This is a genomic window from Agromyces sp. NPDC056523, assembly GCF_042794545.1.
Taxonomy (GTDB): Bacteria; Actinomycetota; Actinomycetes; order Actinomycetales; family Microbacteriaceae; genus Agromyces.
On sequence record NZ_JBHTTM010000006.1, the window covers coordinates 211,855 to 224,955 of the forward strand.

Sequence of the window (13,101 nt, forward strand, 5' to 3'; positions counted from 1 at the left end):
GATGACGCACGACGGCGACGCCCGCACGGATGCCGCTGCCGCCGCCCGCAAGGCCGAGACGCTGATCGAGTCGCTGCCGTGGTTGAAGCGCTTCCACGGCGAGACGATCGTCGTGAAGTTCGGCGGCAACGCGATGGTGAGCCCCGAACTCCAGCGCGCGTTCGCCGAGGACATGGTGTACCTCCGGTACGCGGGCATCCGGCCCGTGGTCGTGCACGGCGGCGGGCCCCAGATCTCCTCGATGCTCGAGCGGCTCGGCATCCCGAGCGAGTTCCGCGGCGGATACCGCGTGACCACTCCCGAGACGATGGACGTGGTGCGGATGGTGCTGTCGGGGCAGGTCAACCGCGAGCTCGTGAGCCTGATCAACGAGCACGGGCCGCTGGCCGCCGGGCTCTCCGGTGAGGACGCCGGGCTGTTCCGCGGTCGCCGTCGCGGCGCGGTCGTCGACGGCGAGGAGGTCGACCTCGGCCTGGTCGGCGACGTCGTCGTGGTCGAGCCCGAGGCGGTGCTCGCGCAGGTGGATGCCGGCCGCATCCCGGTCGTGTCCTCCATCGCACCCGACCTCGACCAGCCGGGTCAGTCGCTCAACGTCAACGCCGACTCGGCCGCGGCGTCGCTCGCGGTCGCGCTCGGGGCCGCGAAGCTCGTCATCCTCACCGACGTCGCGGGGCTGTATCGCGACTGGCCGAACCGCGACTCGCTCGTCTCCGAGATCGACGCGGCCGAGCTCGAGGCCCTGCTGCCGTCGCTGGAATCCGGCATGATCCCGAAGATGGCCGCGTGCCTCGAGGCCGTGGCCGGCGGCGTGCCGAAGGCGGCGATCATCGACGGGCGCGTGCCGCACTCGATCCTGCTCGAGGTCTTCACGCGGCAGGGCATCGGCACCGAGGTCGTGCCGACGGCGACCGCCCCGACGGATGCCGCGGAGGTGATCGCGTGACCGGATGGCGCGATCGCTTCGAGCACCGCATGATGCGCACCCTCGGGACGCCGCTGCGCAAGCTCGAGCGCGGCGAAGGCGCGTGGGTCTGGGATGACGAGGGCACGCGCTACCTCGACTTCCTGGCGGGAATCGCCGTGAACTCGCTCGGCCACGCGCACCCGGTGTTCGTGGAGGCCGTGTCGCGCCAGGCCGCGACCCTCGCGCACGTGTCGAACTACTTCGCGACGGAACCGGCCCTCGAGCTCGCCGATCGGCTCGCGCGACTCACGGGCGCCGGCGACGCGGGTCGCGTGTGGTTCGGCAACTCCGGTGCCGAGGCCAACGAGGCCGCATTCAAGCTCGCCCGGCTCAACAACTCGGGCGGGGCGCGCTCGCGCGTGCTCGCCCTCGTCGACGCGTTCCACGGCCGCACGATGGGCTCACTGGCGCTCACCGGGAAGCCGGCCATGCGGGAGGCGTTCGAGCCGTTGCCCGGCGGCGTGCACCACATCCCGTCGACGATCGCGGCGCTCGAGGCCGAGCTCGACGACGGCGTCGCGGCCCTCATCGTCGAGCCCATCAAGGGCGAGGCGGGGGTGCTCGACCTGCCCGACGGGTACCTGCAGGCGGCGCGCGAGCTGACCCGTCGCCATGGGGCGCTGCTCGTCGTCGACGAGATCCAGACGGGCGCCGGCCGCACGGGCGAATGGTTCGCCTTCCAGCACGCCGGGATCCTGCCCGATGCGATCACCGTCGCGAAGGGCATCGGCGGCGGCTTCCCGATCGGGGCGCTCGTCACCTTCGGCCACGCCTCCGACCTGTACGCGAAGGGCCAGCACGGCTCGACGTTCGGCGGCAATCCGCTCGCCACGTCGGTCTCGAACGCCGTGCTCGGCGAGATCGAGCGCGCCGGACTCGTCGAGAACGCCGCGCGTCGTGGCGCCGAGCTGCGCGAACGCGTGCTCGGGCTCGGCTCACCGCTCGTCGCGGGGGTCCGCGGACGCGGCCTGCTGCTGGGCGTCGCGCTCACCGAGCCCGCCGCCGCGGCCCTCTCGTCGGCGGCCCTCGACCACGGACTCATCGTGAACGCCGCCAACGACGCGACCATCCGGATCGCGCCCCCGCTCAACATCGGCGACGCCGAGCTCGACGAGTTCGAGGCGCGGTTCTCACGCGCGCTCGCGGCCGTCGCCGTCGCCGCCCACTGACCCGACCGCCCGCGCGCCAGCGGCGCGCATGAACGGAAGCCCACATGACCCGCCACTTCCTCCGCGACGACGACATCACGCCGGCCGAGCAGGCCGAGATCCTCGACTTGGCCGAGCAGCTCAAGGCCGACCGCTGGTCGCAGACGCCGCTCGCCGGTCCGCAGACCGTTGCCGTGATCTTCGACAAGTCGTCGACGCGCACGCGCGTCTCGTTCGCGGTCGGCATCGCCGACCTCGGCGGGTCGCCGCTGATCATCTCGACCGCATCGAGCCAGCTCGGCGGCAAGGAGACCCCGTCCGACACGGCGCGCGTGCTCGAGCGGATGGTGTCGGCCATCGTGTGGCGCACGTACGCGCAGTCCGGCCTCGACGAGATGGCCGCGGGCACCACGGTCCCGGTGGTCAACGCGCTCTCCGACGACTTCCACCCGTGCCAGCTGCTCGCCGACCTGCTCACGATCCGCGAGCACAAGGGCACCCTCGCGGGCCTCACGGTCGCGTTCCTCGGCGACGGCGCCTCGAACATGGCGCAGTCGTACCTGCTCGCGGGGGCGACCGCCGGGATGCACGTGCGCGTGGCCTCGCCCGAGGAGTTCGCGCCCGCGGCATCCGTCGTCGCCGACGCCGACCGGATCGCGGCCGGAACGGGCGGATCGGTCACCCTGTACACCGACCCGGCCGAGGCGGCGGCAGGCGCCGACGTGATCGTGACCGACACGTGGGTGTCCATGGGCAAGGAGGACGAGAAGGCGCACCGCGTCGCGACATTCGGCGCGTACAAGGTCGACGCCGAGCTCATGTCGCTCGCGAAGCCCGACGCGGCGTTCCTGCACTGCCTGCCCGCCGACCGCGGCTACGAGGTCGCCGCCGACGTCATCGACGGGCCGCAGTCGATCATCTGGGACGAGGCAGAGAACCGGTTGCACGCGCAGAAGGCCCTGCTCGTGTGGCTGCTCGCCAGGAAGGACGCGTGAGCATGGCCGGATCGAACGGCACCGACGACCGCCACGGCACCAACGAAGGCTCGCTCTGGGGCGCACGGTTCGCGGGCGGCCCGTCGCCCGAGCTGCAGCGTCTCTCCAAGTCCACGCACTTCGACTGGCAGCTCGCTCCCTACGACCTGGCCGGGTCGCGCGCGCACGCTCGCGCGCTCGCCGCGGCCGGCTACCTCGGGTCCGACGAGCTCGATCGCATGCTCACCGGACTCGATGCCCTCGAGGGGCGCGTGCTGTCGGGCGACCTCGTCGCCGCCGATTCCGACGAGGACGTCCACGGCGCCCTCGAGACCGCGCTCATCGCCGAGGTCGGCCCGGAGCTCGGGGGCAAGCTGCGCGCGGGCCGCAGCCGGAACGACCAGATCGCCACGCTCGTGCGCCTCTACCTGAAGGACCACGCCGCGACCATCGGCCGGCAGCTCGTGCACCTCATCGATGCGCTCACGGCCCAGGCCGACCAGCACCGCACCGCGATCATGCCCGGACGCACGCACCTCCAGCACGCCCAGCCCGTGCTCCTCGCACACCACCTGCTCGCGCACGGCTGGGCGCTCTCGCGCGACCTCGAGCGCCTCGTCGACTGGCTCAAGCGCGCGGATGTCTCGCCCTACGGGGGCGGTGCGCTCGCCGGCTCGACGCTCGGCCTCGATGCGGCCTCGGTGGCCCGCCACCTCGGGCTCGCCGCACCGGCCGAGAACTCCATCGACGGCACCGCGAGCCGCGACGTCGTCGCCGAGTTCGCGTTCGTCACGGCGATGATCGGGATCGACCTCTCGCGCATCGCCGAGGAGGTCATCCTCTGGAACACGCGCGAGTTCGGCTTCGTCACGCTCGACGACGGCTACTCGACCGGATCGTCCATCATGCCGCAGAAGAAGAACCCCGACATCGCCGAGCTCGCGCGCGGCAAGTCGGGCCGGCTCATCGGCAACCTCACGGGCCTGCTCGCCACGCTCAAGGCCCTGCCGCTCGCATACAACCGCGACCTACAGGAGGACAAGGAGCCCGTCTTCGACTCGGTCGAGACGCTCGAGGTGCTCCTGCCCGCGTTCACCGGCATGATCGAGACGCTCGCCTTCCACGCCGACCGGATGGCCGAGCTGGCCCCGGCCGGCTTCTCGCTGGCGACGGATGTCGCGGAGTGGCTCGTGAAGCGCCGCGTGCCGTTCCGCGACGCGCACGAGATCACGGGCGAGCTCGTGCGGTACGCCGAGGAGCATTCGCTCGACCTGCACGAGGTCGACGATGCGGCGCTCGCCGGGATCTCGCCGCAGCTCACGCCCGACGTGCGCGAGGTCCTGACGATCGAGGGCTCCGTCGCGAGCCGCGACGGCGTGGGCGGCACCGCGCCCGCTCGCGTCGAGGCGCAGTTCGCGGCCCTGACCGACCGCGTCCGTCACCTCGTGCAGGCGCTGCCCGGCGGCGACGTCTGAGGCGGCGCACGATGGCGACGGGCGAGCGGATGGCGCGGGCGGACGACGCGACGCTCGTGCACCCCGATCGCGCATGGTTCCTCCGCGACTCCGTCGCGCTCGCGCCGCTGCTGCTCGGCGCCGTGCTCGCGTACGAGTCCGACGAGGGACGCGTGGCCGTGCGGCTCTCCGAGGTCGAGGCGTATCGCGGCGTCGGCGTGGATCCCGGCTCGCACGCGTTCCGCGGCCCGACCGCGCGCAACGCCGTCATGTTCGGCGAGGGCGGTCACCTGTACGCCTACTTCACGTACGGCATGCACACGTGCCTGAACATCGTCGCCGACCACGCCGGCACGTCAGGTGGCGTGCTGCTGCGAGGGGGCACGATCGTCGACGGGATCGAGCTCGCACGTTCGCGCCGACCGCGGTCGACCGAGCGCGATCTCGCTCGCGGACCGGCCCGGCTCGCACAGGCGCTCGGCGTGCCGCTCGCACGCAACGGCAGCGACCTCCTGGCGCCGCCGTTCGAGCTGCGGGTGCCGGTCGAGCCGCTGCCGCGCGAGACTGGGCCGCGAACGGGCATCGCCGGTGCCGGGGGAGCGGTGGCGTTTCCCTGGCGGTTCTGGTTGCCGGGTGACGCGGGGGTTTCGATCTACCGGCGGCATCCGAAGTCGCACTGAGACCGGTACCGCGGCGTTCGATGCATCGAGACCGGTCAGCGGATCGCCATGTGCACCGTCAGCGCGGCCGCGCAGGCCCAGGTGAGGCTCGCGAAGGTGCCGATGATGAAGCGCTCGCGTGCCTCGGGTGCCTCGAGCTCGGTGAACCGGCCGACGCCCTTGATCGCCACCACGATGGCGAGGCCTTCGGGGAAGCCGGCGATGATCGACCCCGCGCCGCCGACGCGCTCGAGGATGCCGATCGTCAGTCCGCCCCGCAGCACCTCGCGGCGTGGCGGCGCGATGCCCGGCTCGCGCGGCTCGTCTGAGCGCACGGCCACGAGGATGCCGCCGTGCGCGCCGGGCGCCGCGCTGCCGCCCATCGCCAACTGCAGCGCGGTCGCCGCGGCGGGGCTGCCTCCGAAGACCGCGACGGTCATCCCGAGCAGGGCGATGAGCGGCGCCGCGACGGGGGGCACGTCGGCGCGCACGGTCGACGCTGCGACGAGCGCGACGACCACGGCCCCGCCTGCGATGTACAGGTAGGGCAGACGAGGGCGGTGATAGGCGAGCACCGAGAACACGGCGGAGATCGCGAGCGAGCCGATGATCACGGCCCAGCCGAACGCCGACATGGCATCGTTCAGGTTCACGTCGTCTCCGCTCCTCGGGGTGGGTCCGCGACCGTCGGGATCGGTCGGGCGTCGTCGATCGAGCCTAGCGATCGCCGCCGTCACCACGCGCGTGTCCCGTGCGGGCGAGTCGTGCCTCGGCGGGGTCGGCCGCGTGGTCGAGATCGGCCAGCAGGCGCACGAGGCCGGGTCGGGCGTCGTCGTCGATCGACCACACCGCGGCCTTGAGGCGCTGGCTCACCGCCGCGTCGGAGATGCCCAGGGTCTCGGCCGCGCGCTTCTGGCTGCCGACCTCGCGGACGAGGTCGATCGCCTCCCAGCCCTGCGGGCTGCGACGGTCGCGCACGAGCAGGAGCAGGCGGACGAGCGGCTCGAGCTCGGCGGCCTCGAGCGCCGGCGCCGAGGCATCCGTCGCCGTCGCAGGATCGATCGCCGCACGCAGCGCGAACCTGCCCTCGGCGCGCTTGGCGGCATCGACCGCCTCACGTGCGGCGATGAATGCCCCGCCAGCGGCCTTGCGGACGGCGTCGGGCAGGGGAGTGCGCACCTCGCCCACGCCGAGCCCGGTGCTCCAGTGGCCGTCGCGGCCGAGCGCGAGCACGAGGTCGAGGGCGGCGTCGGCGTGCTCGGTCAGCGCTTGGAGCTCGTCGCCGGCGGTCTGGTCGACGGGCAGTCGCAGGCGTTCGCCGAATCGCTCCTGCAGGTCGGCCTGCATCGCGGCGGATCGGTCGATGTCGGTGCGGCTGCCGACCTGGTCGGCGGTGATGACGAACACGTGCCCTCCTTCGACGTCACGCTGAAGGTACCATCCTTCACGAATACAAATCAAGGATGAATCCTTCATGCGCGATGATCAAGCCGGATACCTTCGGGACGGCGGGTCCACGGCCGCTGCTACCCTTGCTGTCGTGTCCGACCCCGCCATCCTCGCCGAACAGCAGAACGACCCCACGTTCGACGACGTCTGGGAGGAGCTCCGCTGGCGCGGGCTCGTCCACGTCTCGACCGACGAGGCCGCCCTGAAGGAACTGCTCGCGGGGGAGCCGATCACGTACTACTGCGGGTTCGACCCGACCGCGCCCAGCCTGCACCTCGGCAACCTCGTGCAGATCCTGACGCTGCGTCGCATCCAACTCGCCGGTCACAAGCCGCTCGGGCTCGTGGGCGGGTCGACTGGCCTCATCGGCGACCCGCGACCCACCGCCGAGCGAACGCTCAACACCAAGGAGACCGTCGCCGAGTGGGTCGAGCGGCTTCGCGCCCAGGTCAGCCGATTCCTCTCCGCCGAGGGCGACAATGCGGTGCGCATGGTCAACAACCTCGATTGGACCGCCGACCTCTCCGCGATCGACTTCCTGCGCGACATCGGCAAGCACTACCGCGTCGGCACCATGCTGAAGAAGGATGCGGTGGCCTCACGCCTGAACTCCGACGTCGGCATCAGCTACACCGAGTTCAGCTACCAGATCCTGCAAGGCTTCGACTTCCTCGAGCTCTACCGCCAGTACGAGTGCGTGCTGCAGACCGGCGGAAGCGACCAGTGGGGCAACCTCACGAGCGGCACCGACCTCATCCATCGCGTCGAGGGCCGGCACGTGCACGCGATCGGCACACCGCTCATCACGAACTCCGACGGCACCAAGTTCGGCAAGAGCGAGGGCAACGCGATCTGGCTCGATGCCGAGATGTGCAGCCCGTACCGCTTCTACCAGTTCTGGCTGAACACCGACGACGCCGACGTGATCGACCGGCTCAAGGTCTTCACGTTCCTGTCGCGCGAGCGCATCGACGAGCTCGCGGCGAAGGTCGAGTCCGAGCCGTTCCGGCGCGAGGCGCAGCGCGTCCTGGCGCACGAAGTCACCACCCTGGTGCATGGGGCGGATGCGACGGCCGCCGTCGTCGCGGCCTCGCAGGCGCTGTTCGGGCAGGGCGATCTCGCGGGGCTCGACCAGGGCACCCTCGAAGCCGCCCTGCGCGAGCTGCCGAACACCGACGCCGCGCCCGGCGCCCCGATCGTGCAACTGCTCGTCGACACCGGGCTCGTCTCGAGCCTCAGCGAGGGCCGGCGGGCGATCGCGCAGGGCGGCGTCTCGCTCGACAACGTGCGGATCGACGACGAGGGCGCCACGATCGACGGCCGCGTGCCGCCGGGCGGCATGGCCGTGCTGCGCCGCGGCAAGAAGACCCTCGCGGGCGTCTTCGTCCGGTAGGTCCCCGTGGCGCGAGGGCGAGCGGGAGACCGTCTCCTCGCGCGCGTGTGGGCCGAGCTCGGCCGTGACCCCGGCGAGCTCCGCGGGCTCGCGGCGCTGCCCGAGGTGCCGCTGCCCGCGCGGCTCGACGTGTCATCGCTCGCTGCGGCATCCGTCGCGGCCGCGACCCTGGCCGGCTGGGCCCACGCCGCCGAACCCGGATCGCTGCGCCTCGACGGCGCGCGCATCGCGACCGCGTTCACGAGCGAGCGCGTCGTCGAGTTCGACGGCCAGGCGCCCGCCGTGTGGGCCCCGCTGTCGGGATTCCGGCGCGCGCGGGACGGCTGGGTCCGCACGCACGGCAACTATCCGCACCATGCCGCGGCACTGCGGCGCGTGCTCGGGCTCTCCCAGGCGGATGCCGCGGCGCCGCCGATCCTCGATGCTGCGGTCGCGGCGTGGGATGCGGGCGAGTTCGCACGAGCCGTGACCGCGGCGGGCGGCATGTGCGTCGCGGTCGCACCCGAGGATCCGGCGGCCGACGCCGCGCTGGTCGCGGCGCCGCTCGTCGAGGTGACCAGGCGGGGGGATGCCGCGACGCGTCGCCTCGCGCACGGCCGCGGTCTCGGGCTGCCGCTCGCCGGGGTGCGCGTGCTCGACCTCACGCGCGTGATCGCGGGCCCCGTGGCCACCCGGACCTTGGCGCTCCTCGGGGCGGAGGTGCTCCGGATCGATCCGCCGTCGCCCGCCGAGATCGGCTGGCAGCACCTCGACACCGGTCCGGGAAAGCGCACCGCGATCCTGGACGCCCGGACCGAGCACGGATCCGCGCGGCTCCATGAGCTCGTCGCGTCCGCCGACGCGCTCGTGCTCGGCTATCGGCCGAGCGCGCTCGCGCGACTGGGACTCGACCCCGACACGCTGCTCGAGCAGTACCCGGGGCTCGTCGTCGCCCAGCTCTCGGCATGGGGCTTCGACGGGGACGCGGCGGAGCGTGGTGGATTCGACAGCCTCGTGCAGGCGGCATCCGGGATCGCGCTCGTCGAAGGCGGCCCGGAATCACCGGGGGTGTTGCCGGCCCAGGCGCTCGACCATGCGACGGGCTACCTCGTCGCCGCGGCCGTGGCCACGATGCTCCACCGGCGCAGCGCGGAGGGCGGGTCCTGGCTGGCGCGGATGTCGCTGCGCCGGACGGCCGCGGAGCTGCTCACGACGCCGCGGCGCGAAGAACCGTCGCCGGCCGGCATCGACGACGCGGTGCGCGCCGGGCACACGACGACGCTCGTGGGAGCCGCCGGATCGCAGCGGATCCCGTTGCCCGCAATCGCCTCGCCGGGCGGCGCGATGGCGTGGCGCGAGGCACCGCATCCGTTGGGGTCGGACCCCGCCGGATGGGCGGGATGACGCGCGACACGCCCGGGATGCAGGGCCAAGTTGCGGCGCCCCCGGGATCTCCGTAAAGTATTCATTCGTTGCCCCACAGGAGCGAGAGAGGCGAAGAGCTTCTCCTCCTCAAGCGGCACGATCCCGAACCTCACGATCTGATCGTCCTGGTTCGAAGCGTTCGGCTCGGTCCCTCGGGATCCCCGGATGATGACAACGAAACAGCCTCGGCTGATCGATCCGCGTCAAGCGGTCGTGACCCGGGTGCGTCCGTTTCTTGAGAACTCAACAGCGTGCACTATGTTCAATGCCAATTTTTTGAACCCCGTGTTTCCTGCCCTTTTTGGGGGTGGGGGATGGGTTTCCTTTGATTGATGGACAATTTGATTTTCGAGTCAGTTGTTTCTCTGTCAGTGATTTGAACTCCCTGATGCCCTTTGGGGTGTTGGGAACCATTTTTTTTGGAGAGTTTGATCCTGGCTCAGGACGAACGCTGGCGGCGTGCTTAACACATGCAAGTCGAACGATGAACTTCCAGCTTGCTGGGGGGGATTAGTGGCGAACGGGTGAGTAACACGTGAGTAACCTGCCCTGGACTCTGGGATAACCCCGAGAAATCGGAGCTAATACCGGATAGGACCCTGTACCGCATGGTGTGGGGTGGAAAGTTTTTCGGTTTGGGATGGACTCGCGGCCTATCAGCTTGTTGGTGAGGTAATGGCTCACCAAGGCGTCGACGGGTAGCCGGCCTGAGAGGGTGACCGGCCACACTGGGACTGAGACACGGCCCAGACTCCTACGGGAGGCAGCAGTGGGGAATATTGCACAATGGGCGCAAGCCTGATGCAGCAACGCCGCGTGCGGGATGACGGCCTTCGGGTTGTAAACCGCTTTTAGTAGGGAAGAAGCCTTTCGGGGTGACGGTACCTGCAGAAAAAGGACCGGCTAACTACGTGCCAGCAGCCGCGGTAATACGTAGGGTCCGAGCGTTGTCCGGAATTATTGGGCGTAAAGAGCTCGTAGGCGGTTTGTCGCGTCTGCTGTGAAATCCCGGGGCTCAACTCCGGGCCTGCAGTGGGTACGGGCAGACTTGAGTGGTGTAGGGGAGACTGGAATTCCTGGTGTAGCGGTGGAATGCGCAGATATCAGGAGGAACACCGATGGCGAAGGCAGGTCTCTGGGCACTTACTGACGCTGAGGAGCGAAAGCGTGGGGAGCGAACAGGATTAGATACCCTGGTAGTCCACGCCGTAAACGTTGGGCGCTAGATGTGGGGACCTTTCCACGGTTTCCGTGTCGTAGCTAACGCATTAAGCGCCCCGCCTGGGGAGTACGGCCGCAAGGCTAAAACTCAAAGGAATTGACGGGGGCCCGCACAAGCGGCGGAGCATGCGGATTAATTCGATGCAACGCGAAGAACCTTACCAAGGCTTGACATATACGAGAACACCGTAGAGATACGGGACTCTTTGGACACTCGTATACAGGTGGTGCATGGTTGTCGTCAGCTCGTGTCGTGAGATGTTGGGTTAAGTCCCGCAACGAGCGCAACCCTCGTCGCATGTTGCCAGCACGTTATGGTGGGGACTCATGTGAGACTGCCGGGGTCAACTCGGAGGAAGGTGGGGATGACGTCAAATCATCATGCCCCTTATGTCTTGGGCTTCACGCATGCTACAATGGCCGGTACAAAGGGCTGCGATGTCGTAAGGCGGAGCGAATCCCAAAAAGCCGGTCTCAGTTCGGATTGAGGTCTGCAACTCGACCTCATGAAGTCGGAGTCGCTAGTAATCGCAGATCAGCAACGCTGCGGTGAATACGTTCCCGGGCCTTGTACACACCGCCCGTCAAGTCATGAAAGTCGGTAACACCCGAAGCCGGTGGCCTAACCCTTGTGGAGGGAGCCGTCGAAGGTGGGATCGGTGATTAGGACTAAGTCGTAACAAGGTAGCCGTACCGGAAGGTGCGGCTGGATCACCTCCTTTCTAAGGAGCATCTGGACACCCCTGGTGGTGTTCCAGGCATGCCGGCATCAAGGCGAACGTCCTTGGTCGGCTGCTCATGGGTGGAACATTGACATAGGTGCTCGTCTGAATGGTTCGGACCTAGTACGCCTCTTCGGGGGTTGGAACGGTGTGGGCCGGCCGGGCGGGGCACGTGCACGCTGTTGGGTCCTGAGGGACCGGGCGCAGCCCCTGCTGCGGGTCGCATCTTCGGGTGCGGGTTCGTGGTGGGGCGGTTTGGACTCTTCAGGCCTTCATGACGCCGACCGGGTGGTTGGTGGGGTGGGGGTTCTGGCCGTCTGTTGAGAACTACATAGTGGACGCGAGCATCTTAGAAGCAGCCTTCGGGCTGTTTCACAATAGGTGAGTCGCCAGGTGGGTGCCTTTCGGGGTGCCTGTGCTGGCGTCTTCACTGGTCAATTTCGCATCCGGGCCTTCGGGTTCGGGTGCGCGATTCGAACTCATGTGATTTCAAGTTTCTAAGAGCAAACGGTGGATGCCTTGGCATCTGGAGCCGAAGAAGGACGTCGTAATCTGCGATAAGCCTCGGGGAGCTGATAAACGAGCTGTGATCCGAGGATTTCCGAATGGGGAAACCCCGCCGGGCCCCTTGTGGTGACCTGGTGACTCCCGCCTGAATATATAGGGCGGGTAGAGGGAACGTGGGGAAGTGAAACATCTCAGTACCCACAGGAAGAGAAAACAACCGTGATTCCGTGAGTAGTGGCGAGCGAAAGCGGATGAGGCTAAACCGGTCATGTGTGATACCCGGCAGGGGTTGCATGGTCGGGGTTGTGGGACCTTTCGCGCTGTTCTGCCGGACAGCGGCGGTGACGTGTCGTGTATAGACGAACCGGATTGAAAGCCGGACCAGAGTGGGTGTGAGTCCCGTAGTCGAAATGCGCGGCCGGCCGGAGAGGTATCCCAAGTAGCACGGGGCCCGAGAAATCCCGTGTGAATCTGTCAGGACCACCTGATAAGCCTAAATACTCCCAGATGACCGATAGCGGACAAGTACCGTGAGGGAAAGGTGAAAAGTACCCCGGGAGGGGAGTGAAATAGTACCTGAAACCGTTTGCTTACAAACCGTCGGAGCAGCCTTGTAGCTGTGACGGCGTGCCTTTTGAAGAATGAGCCTGCGAGTTAGTGATCTGTGGCGAGGTTAACCCGTGTGGGGCAGCCGTAGCGAAAGCGAGTCTGAATAGGGCGATTCAGTCGCAGGTCCTAGACCCGAAGCGAAGTGATCTATCCATGGCCAGGTTGAAGCGACGGTAAGACGTCGTGGAGGACCGAACCCACTTAGGTTGAAAACTGAGGGGATGAGCTGTGGATAGGGGTGAAAGGCCAATCAAACTTCGTGATAGCTGGTTCTCTCCGAAATGCATTTAGGTGCAGCGTTGCGTGTTTCTTGCCGGAGGTAGAGCTACTGGATGGCCGATGGGCCCCAACAGGTTACTGACGTCAGCCAAACTCCGAATGCCGGTAAGTGAGAGCGCAGCAGTGAGACGGTGGGGGATAAGCTTCATCGTCGAGAGGGAAACAACCCAGACCACCGACTAAGGTCCCTAAGCGCGTGCTAAGTGGGAAAGGATGTGGAGTTGCACAGACAACCAGGAGGTTGGCTTAGAAGCAGCCACCCTTGAAAGAGTGCGTAATAGCTCACTGGTCAAGTGATTCCGCGCCGACAATGTAACG

At 68.2% G+C, this 13,101-nt stretch carries 9 protein-coding genes and 2 rRNA genes; 9 read left to right on the top strand and 2 right to left on the bottom strand.

The features are described from left to right. The first annotated feature begins 1 nt into the window (after position 1). The 5 genes from argB to ACFQ58_RS17705 are packed head-to-tail and all read left to right on the top strand — an operon-like array spanning position 2 to position 5,220. A complete protein-coding gene (gene argB / locus ACFQ58_RS17685; protein WP_376952538.1) occupies positions 2–943 on the top strand; it encodes an acetylglutamate kinase in 942 nt (313 codons plus the stop codon). Then, on the top strand, positions 940–2,133 hold the full coding sequence (locus ACFQ58_RS17690) for an acetylornithine transaminase (RefSeq protein ID WP_376952522.1): 1,194 nt from the start codon (positions 940–942) through the stop codon (positions 2,131–2,133). Before argB ends, ACFQ58_RS17690 begins: the two co-directional genes overlap by 4 nt. 44 nt (positions 2,134–2,177) lie before the next feature. After that, entirely contained in the window at positions 2,178–3,107 is a 930-nt protein-coding gene (gene argF / locus ACFQ58_RS17695; RefSeq protein ID WP_376952524.1) for an ornithine carbamoyltransferase, read from the top strand. Positions 3,108–3,109: 2 nt separating this feature from the next. After that, entirely contained in the window at positions 3,110–4,561 is a 1,452-nt protein-coding gene (argH, locus tag ACFQ58_RS17700) for an argininosuccinate lyase (protein ID WP_376952526.1), read from the top strand. An 11-nt stretch (positions 4,562–4,572) separates the two neighbouring features. Further along, on the top strand, positions 4,573–5,220 hold the full coding sequence (locus tag ACFQ58_RS17705; protein WP_376952528.1) for a DNA-3-methyladenine glycosylase: 648 nt from the start codon (positions 4,573–4,575) through the stop codon (positions 5,218–5,220). Between the two features lie 35 nt (positions 5,221–5,255). Here ACFQ58_RS17705 and ACFQ58_RS17710 read toward each other — a convergent pair whose 3' ends face one another. Together ACFQ58_RS17710 and ACFQ58_RS17715 are read right to left on the bottom strand one after the other, a co-directional pair. Then, positions 5,256–5,852, bottom strand: a complete 597-nt coding sequence (locus tag ACFQ58_RS17710) for a hypothetical protein (protein WP_376952529.1) — start codon at positions 5,850–5,852, stop codon at positions 5,256–5,258. 64 nt (positions 5,853–5,916) lie between these two features. After that, entirely contained in the window at positions 5,917–6,606 is a 690-nt protein-coding gene (locus tag ACFQ58_RS17715) for a DNA-binding protein (protein ID WP_376952530.1), read from the bottom strand. A 133-nt stretch (positions 6,607–6,739) separates the two neighbouring features. On the opposite strand from ACFQ58_RS17715, the gene tyrS reads away from it, so the two are divergent. From tyrS to ACFQ58_RS17735, 4 genes are all read left to right on the top strand, one after another. Continuing rightward, on the top strand, positions 6,740–8,041 hold the full coding sequence (tyrS, locus tag ACFQ58_RS17720) for a tyrosine--tRNA ligase (protein ID WP_376952531.1): 1,302 nt from the start codon (positions 6,740–6,742) through the stop codon (positions 8,039–8,041). Positions 8,042–8,086: 45 nt separating this feature from the next. Next, positions 8,087–9,424 carry a CoA transferase gene (locus ACFQ58_RS17725; RefSeq protein ID WP_376952532.1) on the top strand — a complete coding sequence of 446 codons (1,338 nt, stop codon included), beginning with the start codon at positions 8,087–8,089 and terminating at the stop codon, positions 9,422–9,424. A gap of 437 nt (positions 9,425–9,861) precedes the next feature. Next, positions 9,862–11,388: ribosomal RNA gene (locus ACFQ58_RS17730) — 16S ribosomal RNA — on the top strand. Positions 11,389–11,875: 487 nt separating this feature from the next. After that, a 23S ribosomal RNA gene (locus ACFQ58_RS17735) occupies positions 11,876–13,101 on the top strand; the annotation flags it as partial.